Below are 22,009 nucleotides of genomic sequence, written 5' to 3'. Positions count from 1 at the left end.
TTAGCAGTTAATATTGCTTTGCTAGCAAATTAATTGGCAAACTTCGCAATTGTTTCAGCATCCATGCGATATCGAACCCATTCGTCTTGTGGTTGTGCACCGATGCTTTGGTAAAAATCAATGGCTGGCTGATTCCAATCTAATACGCTCCACTCTAAGCGCTGGCACTGGCGTTCAAAAGCCAATTGAGCAATGTGCTTGAGGAGTTTTTTTCCTGCCCCCGCGCCACGGCACTCGGGTGAAACGTACAAATCTTCTAAATAAATCCCATTATTGCCTAACCATGTTGAATAACTGGTAAAAAATACGGCATAACCCGCCGGTTTACCGTCAACGTAACACAGTAACGCTTCGGTTTTGGAGTCTGGTGCGAACAATGAGTTTTCAATATCAGCAACACTGGCTTTTACTTCATGACGCGCTTTTTCATAGACGGCTAACTCAATAATCATGTCTAAAATCAGCGGGGCATCTTCACGGGTTGCCGTTCTAATTTGTATATCCATTATTATCTCTCTTGTTGTTTGAGGCTCAATTTTAACCATCGATGGCGCTAAACCCTAACGCTCAGCAGTTTTATTCATCAAAGCAACGCCATTATAAGAATGATTTATACCAATAATTCGTAACAACAGATAAACAGAATGAATGGGTCTATTGCTCTAAAATCCCCTTCTTTGCTATCATCCACCCCATTGTTCAACCGAAATATTGAAAATAAAAAAGGAGGCTAATCTTATGCTGTTGTGTGATCTTATTGAATACTCACACTTCTTTGGTAATCGCCAGAGCTCAGGCTTTCACAGTGTTACACTGCGATAACCCTGCCTGAGCAAAGCAGCTAAAGAGTCTTTTCTCAGCTTACTGGGTTGTCGTATCGACGATACCCGGCGTTTTTACGCCTAGAAATTGAGTAAGCTATGAGCACATTATTATCTGTAAAATCATTAAACTACGATACCTCCACCACCTCATTACTGTCTGATATCAGCTTCACTTTACTTCAAGGTGACCGTATTGGTTTGATTGGTCACAATGGTAGCGGCAAAAGTACCTTATTGAAGCTTTTGACCTCTCAGTTATCGCCAAATAGCGGGCAAATTACCTATTCCAATCATTGTGTGACTGCGTATATCGAGCAGCATCTTCCTGCGGAAGTCGCCCCATTAACCTTGATAGATGCGCTACTGCAAAAACTGCCCACGCAAGAACATGTTTCTGAACGTTGGCGAGCAGAAGTGTTATTAACGGAATTAGGGTTTGCACCTCATCAGTGGGAGCAATCGGCAAATGCCATTAGTGGCGGTCAACATACGCGTTTACTGTTAGGGCGCGCGTTAATCAGCCAGCCTGATTTATTGCTGTTAGATGAACCGAGTAACCATTTGGATTTACCTACCCTTATTTGGTTAGGGAATTTCCTTCAAAGTTGGAAAGGTAGCTTTGTGTTGGTTTCTCATGACCAATCTTTGTTGGATAAGGTGACAAACAGTACGTGGATTTTGCGAGATAAAACTCTGCATTTTTATCGGCTTCCATGCAGCCAAGCACGCCAAGCATTAGCAGAAACCGACCGCGCCGATGAGCATCGCTTTAACGCCGAGCAAAAGGAAATTGACCGTATTGCTTCAAGTGCCAAGCGGTTAGCGATTTGGGGCAAAGTTTATGACAATGAAGGGCTTGCTCGAAAAGCGAAGCAAATGGAAAAACAGATAGATCGTTTAAAAGAGGATCAAACAGACCTCACTGAAGGCTATCAATGGCAATTGTTACTGAATGGAAAAGCGATACCTGCGGATCGAGTACTTGAGTTAGATAATACACAAGTCACCACGCCGGATGGACAATTTCTGTTTTCAGTCCCCTTTTCGCAAGTGAAAAGCGGTGACCGAATTGCCATTATGGGTGCCAATGGCTGCGGAAAGTCCACGCTACTGCGTTTGATTTGGCAGCAATATCTTGCTGACCTGCGTTATGAAACACAGTTAAAGTTCCATCCAACGATTTCAGTAGGTTATTACGATCAGCAATTAACTCAGTTGAATGACCATGATAGTTTAATCGATGCATTGCGGCATTTTGCCCCTATCACCGATGAACAGCGAAAAATGGCGCTGATCAGTGCAGGATTTGCCTATTCTCGCCATCAGCAAAAAGTGGCAACGCTAAGTGGTGGTGAACGAGCGCGTTTGTTATTTATTGGGCTAAGTTTGGCGCAATATGCGCTAATTTTGCTGGATGAACCGACAAACCACCTTGATCTTGAAGGTAAGGAAGCGCTGAGTGAGCAAATTTCCCAATTCGAAGGGGCGCTGTTAGTCGTTAGTCATGATAAATGGTTAATTGAAAATAGTTGCCAGCGTTATTGGTATATTCATAATAATCGCTTGGAAGAGTATCTGGATCTGGAAGAAATTTACCAGAAGATAGAGAAACAATCCGCCTTCTCAGAGAACGAGTTGGAAGAGAGCCAAACCCGTTTAATTTCTGAAAATGCACAAGGGGTCATGCCTCATTCTCATGAAGATGACCTACTTGAGCAGCTGTTGGAGCTGGAAGAAAAGTTAGCAGCAGATAAACAACGTAAAGTTGCGCATCAGAAGCCTCTTCTTCAGCAACAGTGGATTGAGGAAATGAAGCGAATTCAAACTTTGCTAGAGATCTAAAATAATAAAGCCCCTAGATGCCAACGTGCACTAGGGGCTTTTCATTGCTTCAATAACAAAACAATACCGTGATAAAATAATACCGTGACAAAATAATTATTAATAAAGTAACGCAAATCCTTATCGGTGAAATGGGGTCAATCACCCTATTTACTCTCATTTTATGAATAACTGTTTTGCCACCTGTGTTACATCTAACTTAATATTTCTGTTTTTTTGCTCGCTTAAAGTATGACATTGGCACACTAGGACAAACTACCTCTTTAAATTTAACCTTACTCTTCGGCACGGAATCTGCCTGTTCTTCTTTTGGCTCAGTTTGCTTATTTTCTTCCGGCTGCATCACTTGTTCTGGCTGCATGGTCTCTTTCATATGAATTTGCTCTTTAACTTGGATAATATGACGGGTTTTTGCCATGTTATTTTCCTTCTACTGCGTTCTTCTCTAAAACGGCGTTATTTTCCGAGACTACGTTATTTTCAGAAACTAATAGCGCCTCATTCACTTGCTCAATTCGTTTTACGGCTTGGTTGATAATATCCACCACTTGAGCCGATTCTTGCTTTGATAACTGCTGTAATACAATTTTATGCCGGAGTAATGATTTGAATTTATCTACCGCTAACTCAATTTCATTGGCAAATTGGTTACCCGCTTTCAGCTCTTGCGCATAATTTAGCTTCATTTTAACTTCAGCCAGAATGTCCGCTTTCAAAAGTAAAAAGCAGCGACCTTCCGGCGTGATGGCAAAGCATTTACGCCCTTTACCCGTTTCTTTACTGGTTGAAATAAAATTCAGCTCTTCCAGTAATGTCAGTGTCGGATAAATCACGCCAGGGCTTGGGCAATAAAACCCTGCCGTTTCCTCACTGATTTTTTTTATCAATTCATAACCATAATTCGCGCCATCTACGAGTAAATGCAAAATATAAATACGCAGCTGTTTTGGATTAAACATGCGCCGAACACTTTTCCCCTCACATAGACATGTATCGAGGTTTTTTGGATTGTCCATTTGGTCTCTCAGTAAATGTGCAAAAAATTAAAAACCGATATATCTAATATCATAATCTGTTTTCTGAATAATGCCAGAATTAGATATATCTGTTTTTATCAATACGTGCTAATGATAACTATTATCATTATGATAGCGAGAAAATTAGCGTCTTAGAGTACAAAAAGTGTTTTTAGTGATCCAAGTAAATGAAAAAAGCCAGTTCTGCGAGAGAACTGGCTTTCTATATCAAAACAATAACTCGTTAGTGTTAGCCAATATCCGGTAGAACTTTGAAGACAATACCGAGCTGGATGCCGATAACTGCAATACCACACAGGAACACAATCACTAATGCTGGCTTACCACCGAGTACTTGATATTTGCGAGGATTAACATGACGAGATTTCAGAGCCATCGCACTTGGCAGTAATAACGCTAAGATAGACAGCGCGATTGCCGCATAACCCAACGCCATCACAAAACCTTTCGGGTAAAACAATGCGAAAACAAGTGGAGGTAAAAAGGTAATCAGCCCAGTTTGGATACGCCCTGATGCATTATCTTGGCGCTTAAACAAGTCGGCTAAGAAGTCAAACAAACCTAACGCAACTCCAAGGAATGATGTGGCTAATGCAAGGCTCATAAACATTTGCGCGACGAATTCAGTTTTACCTGACTGTGCAACTGCTTTAATGGCTTCCAGTAGTCCATTTAACCCAGAATTCTCAGCTAAAATTCCCACAAAGGTATTCGTGCCAATACTGCCCAGCGTAGCGATTTGCCATAAAATGTAAGCAACTAGCGGAATCGCACTTCCTAACACAAAGATAATTCGCAGTTTTTTGACATCACCGCCCATATATTTCACAACACTTGGCACACTTCCGTGGAAACCAAATGAGGTAAAGAAGACTGGGATAGCCGCGAGGATCAAAATTTTATCGGTTGGTGCTGATAGTAAATTTAACTGTTCCACATGCGGGAACATCATTGCCAGAATGATCACTAAAAAGACGATTTTCGCGGTAAACAAGATGCGGTTAATAAAATCGACAGATGAAGTACCAAAGCAAACAACCCCACCACCAATGATGGTAAAGACGACAATGCCCATCCAGTCTGCCATTTCAATGGCAAAACTACCTTTCAGATTGGAGGTAATGATTTGCCCTGCTCCCGTCACATAGGCGGCGGTTAAGGCATACATTAAAAACATCATACTAAAACCCGTGATGAACTTCCCACTCGAGCCTAAATAGCGCTGAGCAACGCTACCTATCCCTGTTTCATGGGATTCATGCTGGTAAACTTCTACCAGCAATAATGCGGTGTAGCACATTAGCGCCCACAGACCAAACAACATCACCAAACTAACTGAAAACCCATTACTTCCCGCTGCAATTGGCATTGCCAACATTCCAGCGCCGATCGTAGTACCTGCAACAATAAAAACACTACCAAGTGTGCGATTTTTCATATTGAGATCCTAACAAAATTAATTAAACACTAACTTTTTGAATGGAATGATTACGTTTATTTTCTTCATCAATGAGCTGTTGTAGTTTGTCTTCAAAGATGTTTCTTAATTCATTCCAGTAGTTATCGAAGTGCTGTTTATCACGCAGGCAATGGGTCATAATTGCGGCCCTTAATACATAAATTGAATGGACTTTGTGCCATTCCTCTTCCTTGAAATTCGCCTCTAGACACAGATTCTGAGGATTATCACCGTACTCTTCATGGGTTAGTGATGTTGACGACGTTAAAAAATCATTTGCATAAGTGCGTCCTGCTGCATAAGAACAGAGTTCATACAAACGTTTATTTAACTGGTTTTGTTTCTCTAGTGAGGTGTTTCCCGTTTCCCTGAACATAAAGTTGATCATGTGGAAATCTGGTGCAGGCATCGCTGCCAATGTAAACTCACGCCCATCAATCACAAACGGCTCGCTGGCATTGATTTTTTCAATCATCCAATTGGCGGTTGTTACCCCAGCCGCAATGACTTTGCCATACCCCAATAAGTTCAGCGGAACTAACCGATGTGCAGCCCATACCGCCGCTGCCGTCGCACCAGCTTTTGAGCCTTCCATAATCGATGAACCCAGTAATACATTCTGTTGTTTATCGGTTTTACGACTACTTTCTTTCACTTCTTCAAACACATAGGCAGCATGATAGGAAATCAAATCGACAATGCGTTTGTCCTTCATACAAATCGCCCCAGCAGCATAAGGGATAAAACCGACTTTATGCGGATCGACTGTGATGGAGTCAGCTTGGTTTAAAGCTCGGAAACTCTGATAAACATCAGGCTTTGGCCAAACGATATCTGGCGGGAAAACACCTTCGTCATGGTAACGAGCAATAAGCGCATCATATTCAAGGAATTGGTTGTTTTCATCACGGAACATTGCGCAGGCATAACCTGCATACGCCGCATCAATATGCACATAGAATGAAACGCCAAAGCGTTGCTCACATTCCTCGCGTAATTTAATGACTTCAGCGACGTTATCAATAGCACCTGTTTCAGTGGTACCTACAACAGCGACCACGGCAAGAATAGGCTCGCCTTTTTCAATCAATGAGAAAACGATGTCACGCATTTGCGAAACATCCGTGCGATAACGTTTATCAACGGGAAGTTGAACAATGTTTTGCTGCCCTAACCCTAAGATATCCATCGCTTTCATCCACGAATAATGCTTGGATTGCGGCACTAACAATTTACCGAGTTTACCTTGTTCAACACCGGTGCCTCGGCAGGTCAGATTGCGAATTTCTTCAAACAACCCTTGCTTTTTCAACTCATCAATCAGATCCAATACATCACTGGTACGCATATTCAGTAACGCGTTTTCTGAAACATCCGTTAAGAGTTGTTTGGCTTGAGGGTGGGATGCCATGGCTAAAGGTAAGGTTTTAATGTTTCTCGCGACCCATAACCCTTCGTAGTTAGCTACTGTGCCACCCGAGGTAATGTGCCCCCAAGATTTTTGCACGTCATACCCAAACATACCGCATAAATCTAACCCCGCTTCGATTTCTAATACCGTCGTTGTCGGTGAAGATTCTTGTGCGCAGTTATTTGGGTTATACATCATAGCCATGACATACGCGAGATTGGAGATCATCAAAGTATCCGCGTTCATATGCCCCATGTAACGCGGTGAAAACCAAGGCACTGACGTAGTTTTTAACTTTGAGGAAAGCTGATTAAGGATACCTTCAGTGCGATATAACGTATCCCGATATTCCGGTGCATATCTATCGACGGTAGTAATTAAATCGGGATCTTCAGGATGATAACCAGAACGCCAATGCATATGCTCAGTCACTGCATATTCCATCATTTCTCTGAAAAATACCGCATTTTCAGATTTAGGTCCGAGGAACAATGCATCTACGTTCATGCTTTTATTTTTAAAATTATTCATTATCACTACACCTTCAAACTACAGCTGGCTGGCACCAGCTGCATTAAGTTACTCAACTCATTATCATTGGAAAGTGCAATAACGGGGGGATGTCTGTGTCGAATGACAACTTGTTAATGATATGACTAGACTTATATCCTTAACCTATATTCAGTAGTAGACAAGCCGTTAATGAGCCAACTTGTCTATAGATATAATCCATCTTCATTAAAACATTAACAAACTCATCTTAATTTTGTTCGGATTTGTGGACAGGCACAAAAATTCAAAAATTAATCATCTGTAAAGAGATATTTACGCTCAAAAGACTTGATAATGTAAATTATTTGTTATAAATAACAAATAATACCCTACGTAATTATTATCTAATTATATAAAGATTAAAAAATAGTTAGGTCGTAGCTACCTGTTTACTAAAATAATTTTACCAATCAAATCCCCTGACTCCATATGGTGATGTGCACGTTCCACCTGACACAATGTATATATTTTGTTAATTATTGGTTTTATCTTACCATTCTGTAACATTCCCCAAACTTGCTGATGCAGCTCTTTTGCGATTTGCGCTTTCTCTTCATTACTTCGAGAGCGCATTGTCGATCCAGTGTGGGTTAAACGTTTTACCATCATTGGCATCATGTTCAGCTGAGTTGGGTTTCCTTTCATCATGCCAATTTGGATAATCCGTCCAAATTTTGCGGCTACTACGTAATTTTTACTGACATAGTCTCCACCAATAATATCGACGACCATATTCACACCATGATGATTTGTATACTCCTGAGTCACTTTAACAAAATCGTCTGTTCGGTAATTAATCACACAATCCGCACCAAGTGATTTCGCCGCTATCGCTTTATCTTCTGAGCCAACCGTCGTTATCACCGTGGCACCAAAGGCTTTTGCTAACATGATGGCGACACTACCAATACCCGAGGTACCACCATGAATAAGTACTGTTTCCCCTTTTTTCAACTGCCCAATCTGGAACATATTCGCCCAAACAGTAAAAAAGTTTTCTGGGATAGCAGCCCCTTCTTCAAAGGATAAATTTCCTAATGGCAAAGCAATATCCTGATGCACTAAGCAGTACTCTGCGTAACCACCACCTGCTACAAGTGCACAAATTCGGTCGCCTATCGCCCACGTTGTTACATCATCAGCTTTAGCCACAACTGTACCTGATACCTCAAGTCCCATGATTGGTGAAGCATCTGGCGGTGGTGGGTATGAGCCTTTGCGTTGGAAAATGTCAGGACGGTTAACACCTGAGGCTTCCACTTTAACGATTAAATGACCAGGAAGGAGTTTAGGGAGCGGAATTTCTATTAGCTGCAGTTCATCCGAAACGCTTGGATCAATAATGTCGACAGCTGTCATTAATGGGGGCAACGACATCAAATTGTTATTCATTATGACCTCTTTTTATAAGTTAATAGGAAAAAATGATATTTTTCTGTTTATTCTTGTGTTAATTTAATGCTAATAAATGACGTAAAATAAAACGTGTTTTTATTAAGTTTTTTGTCCCTCTTTTTATATATTAAATTTATGTATTTAATATATGTCAAATCATGAAATTGCGAATATCCCGTAAATTAGCATGATCTGCTGAATCTATTAGATTGGTAAATTTAGCATTCTTTGCTTTTTTATTTAATAACTCGTTTCTGTCTTATATAGCCCTTACCTGATCAATTATCTTATGCTAAAATTGACTCATATCAATAATTTTAACCTGATTGAGCATTTAATATGATCCCAGAAAAAAGAGTTGTTCGTCGCATCCAGTCTGGTGGTTGTGCTATTCATTGCCAGGATTGCAGTATTAGTCAGCTGTGTATTCCTTTTACTCTGAATGAACACGAACTGGATCAACTCGATAATATTATCGAACGTAAAAAACCTATTCAAAAAGGCCAAGCTTTATTTAAAGCCGGCGATGAATTACGTTCTTTATACGCTATTCGCTCTGGCACAATTAAAAGCTACACCATTACTGAAGAAGGCGATGAGCAAATCACTGGTTTCCACTTAGCGGGCGACCTCGTTGGTTTTGATGCCATTATTCATACACAGCACCCAAGTTTTGCTCAAGCGCTAGAAACTTCAATGGTTTGTGAAATTCCATTTGAAACGCTGGACGATTTATCTGGCAAAATGCCTAACCTGCGCCAGCAAATTATGCGCCTGATGAGCGGTGAAATTAAAGGGGACCAAGAAATGATCCTCTTATTATCTAAGAAAAATGCGGAAGAGCGTTTAGCTGCATTTATTCTTAACCTATCTCATCGTTTTGCTGAGCGTGGTTTCTCACCAAGAGAATTCAGACTCACCATGACTCGTGGCGATATTGGTAATTACCTTGGCTTAACCGTTGAGACAATTAGCCGTCTGTTAGGCCGCTTCCAAAAAAGCGGTATGCTCAGCGTTAAAGGTAAATATATTACCATCGACGATATGGCGAAACTGACTGATATCGCTGGTAAAGTATCCCCTGTTTCTTGCTAGTATTCCTATAAACGGGTCACAAACTTTGTGATCCGTTGTTACTTTTTAATCACATTTCTTGCGTATTTATCCCCAATAACATAGTTTAGAGAGATGGAACTATCCGTTTATTGAGAGGATGTCAGCATGGCTAACTATAAAAATCTTTTAGTAGCAATCGACCCAAATCAGGATGATCAACCGGCATTAAGGCGTGCAGTTTATATCGTGCAGCGTAATGGCGGACGGATAAAAGCCTTCCTGCCTATCTACGACCTATCTTATGACATGACCACCCTGCTTTCTCCTGAAGAACGCAATGCGATGCGCAAAGGGGTGATCAGCCAAAAAGCTGCTTGGATCAAACAGCAAGCCCATTTTTATTTAGAAGCGGGTATTGAGATAGAAATTAAAGTCATTTGGCACAACAAGCCTTATGAAGCCATCATTCAGGAAGTGATCAGCGGTCAACATGACCTTCTACTGAAAATGGCGCATCAAACTGACAACTTAGAGTCCATCATTTTTACCCCGCTAGACTGGCATTTATTAAGAAAATGCCCGTGTCCTGTTTGGATGGTAAAAGATAAAGTTTGGCCAGATCACGGTTCTGTTGTGGTTGCAGTGAATCTTTCTAATGAAGAATCTTACCATGATGACCTAAATATCAAATTGGTTGAGAAAACTCAAGATCTCGCGCGACGGGTTATTAAAGAGCAGGAAATTCATTTAGTTAGCGCTTACCCGATTGCGCCAATGAACATTGCCATTGAGCTGCCTGATTTTGACCCAAGCTTGTATAACAATGCCCTACGCGGTCAGCATCTGATAGCCATGAAAAGCCTGCGGCAGAAATTTGCGATTGATGAGAAATACACCCATGTTCGTGAAGGGTTACCTGAAAAAATCATTCCTGACATGTGTGAAGAGTTACACGCAGGTGTCGTGGTACTCGGTATATTAGGTCGTACTGGGCTTTCAGCTGCATTCTTAGGTAATACTGCTGAACATGTTATTGATAAGCTAAAATGCGATTTATTAGCGATTAAACCTGATGGTTTTGTCTGCCCTATTAGTGCCGCAGATGATTAATTAAGCTGGTAACAATAATCATATTTAGAGGCTCATAAATAGACAATTTTTGTGAGCTTTTTATTATTATCTTCTTAGTGCCCTTCTCAATTACTCATATTCAATTAATAATTAAAAGAAAATGTTCAGACATAAAAACGCCCTGAATTCAGGGCGTTTTATTTTATATTGTCAATGATAAGCAATTACAGCGCTTTTAAAATTGCATCCACGCTGGCTTTCGCATCACCAAATAACATTTGAGTATTTTCTTTAAAGAACAGTGGGTTTTGTACCCCTGCATACCCTGTATTCATTGAGCGCTTAAACACAACGACATTATTTGCTTTCCAAACTTCTAACACAGGCATACCCGCAATTGGGCTGTTTGGATCCTCTTGTGCCGCTGGGTTCACGGTATCATTCGCGCCGATAACCAGCACCGTATCTGTTTCGGCGAAATCATCATTGATTTCATCCATTTCTAATACGATGTCATAAGGAACTTTCGCTTCCGCTAACAGTACGTTCATGTGCCCCGGTAAGCGCCCTGCAACTGGGTGAATACCGAAACGAACATTGATACCACGTTCACGCAGTTTTGCCGTAATATCATGCACCGGATACTGCGCCTGAGCTACCGCCAGACCATAGCCCGGAGTGATGATCACTGAAGTGGAGTTTTTCAACATTTCAGCCACTTCTTCCGCTGTCGTTTCGCGGTATTCGCCCATCTCTTCTTCAGAACCTGTTGATGAACCATCAGTACCAAACCCGCCAGCAATAACACTGATAAACGAACGGTTCATTGCTTTACACATGATATAAGAAAGGATAGCACCCGATGAACCAACTAAGGCCCCTGTCACGATAAGTAAGTCATTACTGAGCATGAAACCTGCCGCTGCCGCTGCCCATCCTGAATATGAGTTCAGCATGGAAACAACCACTGGCATATCTGCACCACCGATAGAGGCAACTAAATGCCAACCGAAGGCTAATGCAATCGCGGTCATGATCAACATGACAAACACTTGTAAGCCAACGCTGTCAGTTTTAACGAAAATAACCAGCAAAATAAATGAAACGACTAAGGCTGCAAGGTTAAGCTTATGGCGATTTGGTAGCATCATCGGCTTCGATGACATTTTTCCTGACAGTTTGCCATAAGCCACAATTGAGCCTGTAAACGTGACCGCACCGATGAAAATGCCCAAGAAAACTTCCGTTAAATGAATATTTTCCATCACGCTACTGGCATGACCTTCACTTGCAATAAAGCTGTTGAAGCCCACAAGTACCGCTGCCAAACCCACAAAGCTGTGCAAAATAGCAACCAGCTCAGGCATTTCGGTCATTTCAACTTTTTTGGCTAAACGAATACCAATTACGGCACCGATCACCATTGCCACAATCATCCAACCCACATTCGCGCTATGAGGTCCTAAGATGGTTGCAATCAGGGCAATCCCCATACCGATAATGCCGTATGTGTTCCCTCGTTGAGAACTTTCATGGCGAGATAGCCCCGCAAGGCTGAAAATAAATAGGATAGCAGCAACGATGTAGGCTGCTGTCACAACTCCACTTGACAACATAAGTTACTCCTTATCCCTTACGAAACATTTTTAACATACGTTGAGTTACTGTGAACCCACCGAAAATATTGATGCTTGCGATCAAGATCGCAATAAAGGATAAGAAACTTACCCAGCCACCGCTGCCAATTTGCAGCAATGCACCAACAACAATAATCCCTGAGATGGCGTTAGTGACCGACATCAACGGGGTATGCAGCGCATGGGTGACGTTCCACACCACGTAGTATCCCACCACACAAGCTAGCGCAAAGACGGTAAAGTGCGATAAAAACTCGGCTGGAGCTGAATTGGCGAACCATCCAAACAGAATGATAGCCAGTGCCATCAGTGCCATCTTGGTTACCGGTGACATTTTCTTCTCTGGCGCTTTCACCTTTTCAACGGCTTTCGGCTTCGCTTGTGGCTGAGCTGAAACTTGAATTGGCGGTGCTGGCCAAGTGATTTCGCCTTGCTTGATAACCGTAACGCCGCGAATGACTAAATCATCAAAATCAATCGTGATTTCGCCATCTTTTTCTTTGCATAACAGCTTCATCAAGTTAACAAGGTTAGTACCATATAGCTGAGATGATTGCGTTGGTAAACGGCTTGGTAAATCGGTGTAACCGATGATTTTGACACCATTATCGGTGACAACCAATTTATCCGCTTGAGTCAGCTCACAGTTACCGCCCGTTTGTGCAGCAAGATCAACCACCACACTGCCTGGCTTCATTGATTCAACCATCTCTTTGGTGATCAATTTTGGCGCAGGTTTACCCGGAATAAGCGCTGTCGTTACAATGATATCCACGTCTTTTGCTTGTGCAGCAAATAGCGCCATTTCTGCCTTAATAAAGGCTTCAGACATCACTTTCGCGTAACCATCTCCACTCCCCGCATCCTCTTTAAAATCTAATTCGAGGAACTCAGCACCCATACTTTGAACTTGCTCTTTCACTTCAGGGCGAGTATCAAATGCGCGAACAATTGCGCCTAAGCTACCTGCTGCACCAATCGCAGCCAGGCCCGCCACACCCGCACCGATGATCATCACTTTTGCTGGCGGTACTTTACCAGCAGCAGTAATTTGTCCGGTGAAGAAGCGTCCAAACTCATGAGCTGCTTCCACAATCGCGCGGTAACCGGCGATATTTGCCATTGAGCTCAATGCATCAAGCGATTGCGCCCTAGAGATACGCGGCACTGCATCCATTGCCATTACGTTGATATTACGGGCTTTTAATGCCTCCATTAACTCAGGGTTCTGCGCCGGCCAAATAAAGCTGACTAAAGTCGCCCCTTCTTTTAATAAAGGAATTTCGTCCGACAATGGTGCATTCACTTTAAACACAATATCCGCAGAAAATGCGCTCTCACGAGAGACAATTTCTGCACCAGCTTGCTCATAAGCTGCATCATCAAAACTTGCTAAATGTCCCGCATTTTGCTCAACACACACCGAAAAACCCAATTTTAACAATTGGGTGACTGTTGATGGTGTAGCGGCAACACGCGCTTCATTGGCAAGTCGTTCTCTTGGTATACCAATTCGCATAATATTCCCTTTTTAAAGCTCGAAGTAATCTATGTTGTAGGTTATTCGCCAAAAAAATGACTGCCTTATCAAAAGGAAAAGTCCTATTTTGTCGTTGAACAGATATAAAATGTTCTAATAACCTACTGAAATTAGCCTTATTGATCCATAATTGATCACGATTCTAAGACAGTAAATGGAATTCACCGTGGAAATCTTAGTTTTAGGTCAATAAAATACTGGATACTTTAAAAAAACTGGTAAATTTGACTAGTCAATCATTATTTGTGTCTTATAAAAATAAAATAGTGCGACAACATGGGCAGTTACGTGTAATAATCACCGCCATGTGTTACAACTATTATTCAGCATGTTTATAATAAATTGCGCAAGGCGGAAGGATTTTGTATGAAGCTGAAAACTACGGTCATCGCAGCCGCGGTGCTATCATTAACTAGTATAACCGCTACACAGGCGGCTGTTGAATTAACGCCAAAACAGGCTACCGAATTACAACCTTATGAGCGTATAACCGTCACTGGGCGTTTTAATGCTATCTATGAAGCATCCGATGCAGTTTCCCGTAGGGCTGATAAGATGGGGGCTTATGCCTTTTACATCCAAAGCCTTGATGATATAGGTGACAGTGGCAACATGCGTGTTGTTGCTGATGTATACGCAAAAGATGCATCAAAACGTGAAGAATCTGCTCGCCGAGTTTTCGGTGGTGTTGAAGAAATGTCTAAAGCGGACGCAAAAGTGTATCAGCCTTTTGATGCCGTCACTGTAAGTGGTTTCTACCCATCTGAACCGGACTTATACGAAGCAATCGCGAAAAAAGCCAAAGAAAAAGATGCAGCCTCATTTTATGTGGTTCGCAACGTAGCCATGAATGACGGTGGTAACACTTTAGCAACCGCATATATCTATAAGAAAGATGCACCTAAGCGCCAAATTCAAAAAGAAGAAGCAGTTGTTCCTGCTGATTCAGAGGCGGGTCGTGCGTTATTAGCGCAGGGTGGTGAAGCTGCTGATAAAGTTCTGATCCCTGGCGTTGCAAGCTCAGAAGAACCAACCGAAGCTGTTGGTCGTTTCTTCGAAACGTCCTCAAGCCAGCCGGGTCGTACTAGCGTGACATTACCAAGTGGTTATGTCATTGAAGAAGTGAACAAAACAGCAGCAGCCATGATGGTTCCATTTGATTCCATTACTTTCTCCGGTTATTACACTAATACCCCAGAAGTTCGTTATCAAATCGCCAAACGTGCAGAAGCTAAAGGTGCAAAATACTACCATATCACTCGTGAATGGCAGTCGAATGGTGGCAGCGTCACCATCAGTGCAGACCTGTTCAAATAGTCGATAGCTCTACTTTATTATGAAAGCCAGCTTAAATATTAAGCTGGCTTTTTTTGTTTGCATTGCCCTACTTCCTGATACCTATTCCTGAACAGCTCAAATTAGCACTTTATAAAATGTGAGCCTATTTACCATAAATAGCGAAAGTGAATAAAACATCTTGTTCTGTGCATATTTTCCCATTGCATCTGGCGCATTTCATTCGTAGAATCCACACTCTAATTTAGCAGGTGATCCAACTGGATTTAAAAGCTGTGACAGTGAATCCATTTATAGCATTGCTATCTTAACGTGATTTTAACTTTTGATTGCACAACAACCAGGATATACATTGAAAAATACATTAAGCCTTACTGCACTCACCGCGCTAGTTCTTAGCTCAATGGTTGGTGCTGGTGTATTTAGCCTTCCTCAGAATATGGCTGAAGTGGCAAGCCCATTAGCATTAATCATCGGCTGGTCCATCACGGGCGTAGGGATCTTATTTCTTGCATTCTCTCTTTTACTCCTTTCCAGAATTCGTCCTGACCTGGATGGCGGAATATTTACTTATGCAAAAGTAGGATTTGGTGAGTTTATTGGCTTTTGTTCTGCATGGGGCTATTGGTTGTGTGCTGTTGTCGCCAACGTTTCCTATTTAGTGATTGTCTTTGCCGCTATCAGTTTCTTTACTGACACACCGGATAACATTGTGTTTGGCGATGGTAATACTTGGCAAGCTCTAATCGGTGAATCTATCTTACTGTGGGTTGTGCATTACTTAGTTCTTCGCGGTGTGCAAACTGCGGCGGGGATCAACAAACTCGCTACGATGGCGAAATTAGTCCCTCTTGGGTTATTTATCGTACTCGCATTCTTTGCCTTCAAGCTCGATATTTTTGATGCCGATTTTAGCGGTATTGACCTTGGTATTCCCGTTTGGGAGCAAGTTAAAGACACCATGCTGATTACTTTATGGGTCTTTATTGGTATTGAAGGGGCTGTTGTCGTCTCCGCTCGGGCGAAAAACCGCCGTGATGTCGGTCTAGCTACCATTTTTGCGGTAAGCTCCGCATTAATTATCTATATTCTTGTCACCCTGCTATCTCTTGGGATCATGCCTCGTGCCGATCTGGCTGAGATTAAAAACCCGTCGATGGCGACTTTAATGGTCTCTTTAATTGGCTCTAGCGGTGACATCATTATTGCCGCAGGTTTGATTATCTCTGTTTGTGGTGCCTATTTGAGCTGGACAATTATGGCGGCTGAAGTTCCGTATATTGCCGCACAATACCAATCATTCCCTAAAATTTTCAATAAATTAAATAAGAATGATGCACCATCTTCCTCGTTATGGTTCACCAACGGTGCAGTTCAACTATCATTAGTGCTAATTTGGTTAAGTGGCAGTAACTACAATACTCTGCTGACTATCGCTTCAGAGATGATTTTGGTTCCTTACTTTTTAGTCGGTGCCTTTTTAGTCAAAGTTGCTTATCAACGTCATAGCAAAGCCCTGCTCGCGGTTGGTTTTGTTGCTGCTGTCTATGGATTATGGCTGTTGTACGCATCTGGATTGATTAACTTAATGCTCTCTGTGGTGCTCTATGCGCCGGGGATCATTATTTTTCTGTATGCCCGTTCACAGCAAACAGCAAAAGCCCCACTGAAGTTAATAGAGAAAATCTTAGCATTTGGAATTGCAATAGCCTCAGTGCCAGCGTTATATTCCCTATTAGCTTAATCCCGCTCTTTAGTCGCGAGCTAAATTTAACGTATTGAATTTAGCTCGCTTTGTATTATCTTCTTTTCCCCTGACCAACCTCCTCGCTTTTTACAATTATCATCCTTTTGGTGATGTAGTTTTTGAATGACTATTCACCAATACAGAAATTCAAAAAACGATAAGCCCCAAACCACGCTAGCAAGGCAAATATATTGCAGACAACTCAGTTGTTAATGTAGGAATGGTAAAAACCATTAGCATGTTGTAACTAAAATGGGGTTGGGTAGTAAAGCTTATCCGTAATTAATAATTTCACAATAAAAAAATGCGCGAGCGGTACCGTTACCACATCGCGCATTTTTATCTTATTAAACAATAAATTATCCCAGCCTAACGCTATCATTGACCCCTAGCTATAGTTGCTGCGTTAAACTTTCCATGGTTTGAATGATCCGTTTATCCGATATCGGGTATGGCGTTCCAAGCTGTTGAGCGAATAAACTCACTCGTAACTCTTCAATCATCCAGCGAACTTCCTGTACTTCCGGTAACTGCTTTTGTAGTGGCGTTAGTTTACTCATCCACTGCTGCCACATGGTTTGTACGTGTTCAACTTTGCTCATCTGAGCACGGTCACGATTTGGATCGATGGCTAACTTTTCCAATCGACGTTCAATTCCGTTTAAGTAACGCAAAATATCCGGTAATCGCTTCCAGCCCTGCTCTGTCACAAACCCTTTAAATACCAATCCTGACATTTGAGCTTTGAGATCAGACAATGCGAGCGCCATCGAAAAATCAACGCGGCCTTTCAACCGTTTATTGATAGCAAATACAGCCGTTAAGATTTGCTCAACTTGCTTGGCGATATTCACAACCACATCGTTCAATTCCGCTCTCGCATACTCTTTCAATGATTCGAACTGCTCTTCAGTCCATACCGCGCCGCCATAAGTTGCAATCAGCTGATCAATACCGCACGCGATACAGTCATCAATTAACTCAAGCACTTTACCGTAAGGGTTAAAATAGAGCCCCAATTTGGATTTATTCGGCAGCTTTTCATGCAAATATTTGATTGGCGATGGAATATTCAAGAGTAATAATCGCCGAATTCCGCCCCACATTGCTTGCTGTTGTTCAAATTCGGTTTCAAAAACACGGATCCCCACACTGTTCTTTTCATCCACTAACGCTGGATAGGCTTTAACTGAATATCCTCCGCGTTTTTGTTCATAACGTTGTGGTAACTCGCCAAAACTCCAAATATGCAAGCCGCTTTGTTCAATACCATCATCCACAACCTCGGACAATGTCTCTTGCACTTTTTCTTTGAGGCTGTCTTTTAAAGCATCCAGATCTTGCCCTTCCGCGACGGTTTTATTTTTGTCATTCACCACTCGGTAGGTCATTTTTAAATGCACTGGGAGTTGATCTAATTGCCAAGCCTCACGCTCGACCGTTACCCCCGTCATTCGACGCAGTTCGCGCTCTAGCTTATCTAACACGCTACCTTCTGGGGTCGGAACTCGTTCCAAAAATGCAGATGCATAGTTTGGTGCAGGCACAAAATTACGACGGATAGGTTTAGGCAATGATTTGATTAACGCAACGATTAATTCATGGCGCAGACCCGGTACTTGCCAATCAAAGCCCACATTTTGTACCTGATTCAAAATGGCTAATGGGATATGAACGGTGACTCCATCGGCATCAGTGCCTGGTTCAAACTGGTAGCTTAAACGGAATTTAAGATCGCCTTGATGCCAATAATTCGGGTAATCAAGCGCCGATACATTTCCTGCATCTTCTTTGATCAGCATATTTTTTTCAAAACTGAGCAAATCCGGTTGCTGTTTTGATACAGTCTTCCACCATTTATCAAAATGGCGAGAGGAAATCACATCATTCGGGATACGCTGGTCATAAAATGCAAATAGCGTTTCGTCATCCACTAAAATGTCACGGCGACGTGATTTGTGTTCCAGATCTTCTACTTCTGATAACAGTTTTAGGTTAGCTCTAAAGAACGCGTGACGGGTATTCCAGTCACCTTCCACCAGTGCATGACGAATAAAGAGTTCGCGGCATAATAATGGATCAATAGAGCCATAATTGACTTGGCGTGAAGCAACAATCGGTAACCCGTATAAAGTCACTTTTTCCGATGCTGTGACAGCACCTTCTGATTTTGACCAATGGGGTTCGCTATAGTGGTGTTTCACTAAATGCTCAGCTAGAGGTTCAATCCATTCAGGATCAATCGAAGCCGCAATCCGCCCCCACAACTTTGATGTTTCAACCAGTTCAGCAACCATCGTCCACTTCGGTGGTTTTTTGAATAAACCAGAACCTGGGAAAATAGTAAATCGCGCATTTCGCGCTCCCGTAAACTCGTGTTTTTCAGCGTCTTTCTGGCCGATATGTGAGAGCAACCCTGCCAATAGCGAGACATGAATACTGCGAAAATCTGCTGGAGCACTGTTGATAGCAAACCCTTGTTCTTTCACGACTTGACGCAACTGCGTGTAGAGATCTTGCCACTCGCGAATTCGCAAATAATTAAGGAAATCCTGACGGCACATTTTTCTAAATTGTGCGTTAGATAATTCTTCTTGCTGCTGTTTTAAATAATCCCACAGATTTAAAAATGCCAGAAAATCCGATTGCTTATCATGGAAACGTCGATGTTTTTCATCAGAAGCTTGCTGTTTATCAAGCGGTCTTTCGCGGGGATCTTGAATCGATAATGCCGAAACGATCACCATTGTTTCGCGTACCGCGCCATATTTTCTGGCTTCAATCACCATTCGCGCTAAACGCGGGTCAACGGGGAGCTGTGCTAGCTGGCGTCCGATATCGGTTAATCGATAACCTTTATCTGCATCTTTGTGAGGTTGGATCCCACCAAGCTCTTCCAGTAATTTGACACCATCTTGAATATTACGCTTATCCGGTGCTTCAACGAATGGAAATGCCGCAATATCCCCAAGTCCGATTGAGGTCATCTGTAAAATGACCGACGCCAGGTTGGTTCTTAGGATTTCAGGATCGGTAAACTCCGGTCGAGATAAGAAATCCTCTTCAGAATACAAGCGGATACAGATACCGTCCGAAACACGACCACATCGCCCTTTACGCTGATTGGCAGAGGCTTGTGAAATCGCTTCGACCGGTAAGCGTTGTACCTTGGTGCGATAACTATAACGGCTGATACGTGCATAACCCGTATCAATCACATACTTGATCCCCGGAACCGTCAGTGAGGTTTCTGCCACGTTCGTTGCGAGAATAATTCGGCGACCACCATGAGGATGGAAAATTCGGTTTTGCTCACTGTTAGATAACCGTGCAAATAGCGGTAAGACTTCCGTATGGCGCAGCTGTAGTTTGGATAGTGCATCAGCGGTGTCACGAATTTCTCGCTCACCACTCATAAAAATCAGAATATCGCCGGCACTTTCACGCCCTAGCTCATTAACTGCATCGATAATACCGTCAATTTGGTCGCGTTCGCTGTCATTATCGTCCCCCATAATTGGGCGATAACGCACTTCAACTGGGTATGTTCGCCCTGAAACTTCAACAATTGGCGCATGACCGAAGTGTCGAGAGAATCGCTCTGGATCAATCGTCGCTGATGTAATAATGACTTTTAAATCAGGGCGCTTAGGCAATAATTGACGTAAATAACCTAAAATAAAATCAATATTTAAACTGCGCTCATGGGCTTCATCGATAATAATTGTGTCATATTGCAATAGCAATTTATCATTCTGCAATTCCGCCAGTAAAATACCATCCGTCATTAATTTAACTTGGGTGGTATCGCTCACTTGGTCACTAAAGCGGACTTTATAACCGACATTTGTACCTAGCTCACACTCTAACTCTTGTGCAAGTCTCGAAGCCACTGAGCGAGCCGCTAATCTTCTTGGCTGAGTATGACCAATAAAGCCCTTCACGCCACGGCCCAGCTCTAAGCAAATTTTAGGGATCTGCGTGGTTTTACCTGACCCCGTTTCACCAGCAATGATCACCACTTGATGCTGATTAATCGCATCAAAAATAGCTTGTTTTCTTTGGCTAACTGGTAAGTTTTCAGGGTAAACAATTTTCGGCATATTCAGACGTTTTTTCTCAACCTTCTGTTTTGCCTTTTCAATATCCCCTTTGATGACTTCGATAACTGCCATACGAGATTTTTGATCTTGTATTTTTGAGATGCCGTGAAGGCGTTTCTTCAGTTGCCATTGATCACGCAGTGATGTTTGTTCAATGTCAGCATGTAATGCTGATAGAATGGAATCCATTCTTAAATCCTTATTTTTCAATTCATTATAACGCCACTCATCAACCTATAATCATGTGGTGGCTAAAGATAATATTTAGGTTTATTTTATGATTTTAGTTATTTCATACAAATACCATCAGTTTTTTTGAAGTATGACTTCTAAATTTCTTCCTATTAATCTGCCACATACCGAGTATCATCATTATCTGATGAGATAGACACATGAGTTTCGAGGAAAATAATGAGTAAAGTACTACTATTGAAATCAAGCATTTTGGCAGATTATTCACACAGCAATAAAATGGCTGATTATTTTGTACAACAGTGGCAAGAAAAAAATCCCGATGATGAATTTATAGTTCGAGATTTAGTTAACCAGCCGATCCCTGCGATTGATGGCGAAATTTTAGCAGCTTTTGCACCTACTGACACTAAAACTGAGCAGCAACAAGCACATTTAAACCTATCAAATCAACTCATTGATGAGATTAAACAAAGCGATGTTTTAGTGATCACCGCACCGATGTACAATTTTTCAGTGCCTTCTCAGCTGAAACATTACTTTGATTTTATCGCTCGATCTGGTCATACCTTTAAATATACCGAACAAGGTGCTGTGGGGCTATTAACCAATAAGCGTGCATATGTTCTGACTAGCCGAGGCGGGATTTATAAAGATACACCAACGGATATCATGGTGCCTTACATCACCCTATTTTTGAATTTCATTGGCATTAAAAACATTGAGTTTGTTTTCGCGGAAGGCACCTCGTTAGGCGCTGAATCAGCAGAGAAAGCGCAATCACATGCGAAAAACCATATTGATTCACTGATTGCTTAACAGTATGCCTCGTTAAATAACGCTTTAC

15 protein-coding genes are annotated in these 22,009 nt (G+C 42.0%); 6 read left to right on the top strand and 9 right to left on the bottom strand.

The genetic code is table 11. The features are described from left to right. Positions 1-29: 29 nt before the first annotated feature. The gene (locus tag ACIH2S_RS09220; RefSeq protein WP_036948127.1) at positions 30-506 is read right to left on the bottom strand and encodes a GNAT family N-acetyltransferase; all 477 of its coding nucleotides are present in this window, start codon (positions 504-506) and stop codon (positions 30-32) included. A 414-nt stretch (positions 507-920) separates the two neighbouring features. On the opposite strand from ACIH2S_RS09220, the gene ACIH2S_RS09215 reads away from it, so the two are divergent. Next, positions 921-2,666, top strand: a complete 1,746-nt coding sequence (locus ACIH2S_RS09215) for an ABC-F family ATP-binding cassette domain-containing protein (RefSeq protein ID WP_321146646.1) — start codon at positions 921-923, stop codon at positions 2,664-2,666. Positions 2,667-2,865: 199 nt separating this feature from the next. Here the strand turns inward: ACIH2S_RS09215 and ACIH2S_RS09210 are convergent, their stop codons facing one another. The 5 genes from ACIH2S_RS09210 to ACIH2S_RS09190 form a co-directional block, all read right to left on the bottom strand. Further along, positions 2,866-3,084 (bottom strand): hypothetical protein, encoded by a 219-nt coding sequence (locus tag ACIH2S_RS09210; protein ID WP_036948133.1) that lies wholly within the window; start codon positions 3,082-3,084, stop codon positions 2,866-2,868. A gap of 1 nt (position 3,085) precedes the next feature. Beyond that, a complete protein-coding gene (locus tag ACIH2S_RS09205) occupies positions 3,086-3,625 on the bottom strand; it encodes a PadR family transcriptional regulator (protein WP_230082446.1) in 540 nt (179 codons plus the stop codon). A gap of 307 nt (positions 3,626-3,932) precedes the next feature. Continuing rightward, positions 3,933-5,081: a tyrosine transporter TyrP gene (gene tyrP, locus ACIH2S_RS09200; RefSeq protein ID WP_230480559.1), complete on the bottom strand. Its 1,149-nt coding sequence runs from the start codon at positions 5,079-5,081 to the stop codon at positions 3,933-3,935. An 82-nt stretch (positions 5,082-5,163) separates the two neighbouring features. After that, a complete protein-coding gene (locus tag ACIH2S_RS09195) occupies positions 5,164-7,104 on the bottom strand; it encodes a pyridoxal phosphate-dependent decarboxylase family protein (protein WP_036948139.1) in 1,941 nt (646 codons plus the stop codon). Between the two features lie 402 nt (positions 7,105-7,506). After that, positions 7,507-8,517, bottom strand: a complete 1,011-nt coding sequence (locus ACIH2S_RS09190) for an NAD(P)H-quinone oxidoreductase (protein WP_080675593.1) — start codon at positions 8,515-8,517, stop codon at positions 7,507-7,509. 342 nt (positions 8,518-8,859) lie between these two features. Between ACIH2S_RS09190 and ACIH2S_RS09185 the strand changes: the two genes are divergently transcribed. Beyond that, a complete protein-coding gene (locus ACIH2S_RS09185) occupies positions 8,860-9,615 on the top strand; it encodes an FNR family transcription factor (RefSeq protein ID WP_006659880.1) in 756 nt (251 codons plus the stop codon). Between the two features lie 126 nt (positions 9,616-9,741). Further along, a complete protein-coding gene (uspE, locus tag ACIH2S_RS09180) occupies positions 9,742-10,686 on the top strand; it encodes a universal stress protein UspE (protein ID WP_036948142.1) in 945 nt (314 codons plus the stop codon). A gap of 185 nt (positions 10,687-10,871) precedes the next feature. Here the strand turns inward: uspE and pntB are convergent, their stop codons facing one another. Together pntB and pntA are read right to left on the bottom strand one after the other, a co-directional pair. Further along, on the bottom strand, positions 10,872-12,260 hold the full coding sequence (gene pntB, locus ACIH2S_RS09175; RefSeq protein ID WP_036948336.1) for a Re/Si-specific NAD(P)(+) transhydrogenase subunit beta: 1,389 nt from the start codon (positions 12,258-12,260) through the stop codon (positions 10,872-10,874). 13 nt (positions 12,261-12,273) lie between these two features. Continuing rightward, positions 12,274-13,803 carry a Re/Si-specific NAD(P)(+) transhydrogenase subunit alpha gene (pntA, locus tag ACIH2S_RS09170; protein WP_154599294.1) on the bottom strand — a complete coding sequence of 510 codons (1,530 nt, stop codon included), beginning with the start codon at positions 13,801-13,803 and terminating at the stop codon, positions 12,274-12,276. A gap of 387 nt (positions 13,804-14,190) precedes the next feature. On the opposite strand from pntA, the gene ydgH reads away from it, so the two are divergent. Beyond that, positions 14,191-15,141, top strand: coding sequence for a DUF1471 family protein YdgH (ydgH, locus tag ACIH2S_RS09165; RefSeq protein ID WP_036948148.1), 951 nt, complete (start codon positions 14,191-14,193; stop codon positions 15,139-15,141). A 331-nt stretch (positions 15,142-15,472) separates the two neighbouring features. Beyond that, positions 15,473-16,864 (top strand): amino acid permease, encoded by a 1,392-nt coding sequence (locus tag ACIH2S_RS09160; protein ID WP_036948151.1) that lies wholly within the window; start codon positions 15,473-15,475, stop codon positions 16,862-16,864. A 395-nt stretch (positions 16,865-17,259) separates the two neighbouring features. Here ACIH2S_RS09160 and hrpA read toward each other — a convergent pair whose 3' ends face one another. Then, a complete protein-coding gene (hrpA, locus tag ACIH2S_RS09155) occupies positions 17,260-21,159 on the bottom strand; it encodes an ATP-dependent RNA helicase HrpA (protein WP_349487806.1) in 3,900 nt (1,299 codons plus the stop codon). A gap of 222 nt (positions 21,160-21,381) precedes the next feature. Here hrpA and ACIH2S_RS09150 point away from each other — a divergent pair, with 222 nt between their 5' ends. Continuing rightward, positions 21,382-21,981, top strand: coding sequence for an FMN-dependent NADH-azoreductase (locus ACIH2S_RS09150; RefSeq protein WP_036948157.1), 600 nt, complete (start codon positions 21,382-21,384; stop codon positions 21,979-21,981). Positions 21,982-22,009: the final 28 nt, after the last annotated feature.

Source organism: Providencia lanzhouensis (assembly GCF_050469745.1).
Classification (GTDB): domain Bacteria; phylum Pseudomonadota; class Gammaproteobacteria; order Enterobacterales; family Enterobacteriaceae; genus Providencia; species Providencia lanzhouensis.
This window is presented reverse-complemented; position numbering and strand designations above follow the sequence as displayed.

Excerpts from the sequence above, each read along its gene's own strand:
- ACIH2S_RS09215 (WP_321146646.1), top strand. The coding sequence starts at position 921 with ATGAGCACATTATTATCTGTAAAATCATTAAACTACGATACCTCCACC.
- tyrP (WP_230480559.1), bottom strand. The coding sequence starts at position 5,081 with ATGTTGGCAATGCCAATTGCAGCGGGAAGTAATGGGTTTTCAGTTAGT.
- ACIH2S_RS09195 (WP_036948139.1), bottom strand. The coding sequence starts at position 7,104 with ATGAATAATTTTAAAAATAAAAGCATGAACGTAGATGCATTGTTCCTC.
- uspE (WP_036948142.1), top strand. The coding sequence starts at position 9,742 with ATGGCTAACTATAAAAATCTTTTAGTAGCAATCGACCCAAATCAGGAT.
- ACIH2S_RS09210 (WP_036948133.1), bottom strand. The coding sequence starts at position 3,084 with ATGGCAAAAACCCGTCATATTATCCAAGTTAAAGAGCAAATTCATATG.
- ydgH (WP_036948148.1), top strand. The coding sequence starts at position 14,191 with ATGAAGCTGAAAACTACGGTCATCGCAGCCGCGGTGCTATCATTAACT.
- ACIH2S_RS09220 (WP_036948127.1), bottom strand. The coding sequence starts at position 506 with ATGGATATACAAATTAGAACGGCAACCCGTGAAGATGCCCCGCTGATT.
- hrpA (WP_349487806.1), bottom strand. The coding sequence starts at position 21,159 with ATGGATTCCATTCTATCAGCATTACATGCTGACATTGAACAAACATCA.
- ACIH2S_RS09205 (WP_230082446.1), bottom strand. The coding sequence starts at position 3,625 with ATGTTTAATCCAAAACAGCTGCGTATTTATATTTTGCATTTACTCGTA.
- ACIH2S_RS09150 (WP_036948157.1), top strand. The coding sequence starts at position 21,382 with ATGAGTAAAGTACTACTATTGAAATCAAGCATTTTGGCAGATTATTCA.
- ACIH2S_RS09190 (WP_080675593.1), bottom strand. The coding sequence starts at position 8,517 with ATGAATAACAATTTGATGTCGTTGCCCCCATTAATGACAGCTGTCGAC.
- pntA (WP_154599294.1), bottom strand. The coding sequence starts at position 13,803 with ATGCGAATTGGTATACCAAGAGAACGACTTGCCAATGAAGCGCGTGTT.
- ACIH2S_RS09185 (WP_006659880.1), top strand. The coding sequence starts at position 8,860 with ATGATCCCAGAAAAAAGAGTTGTTCGTCGCATCCAGTCTGGTGGTTGT.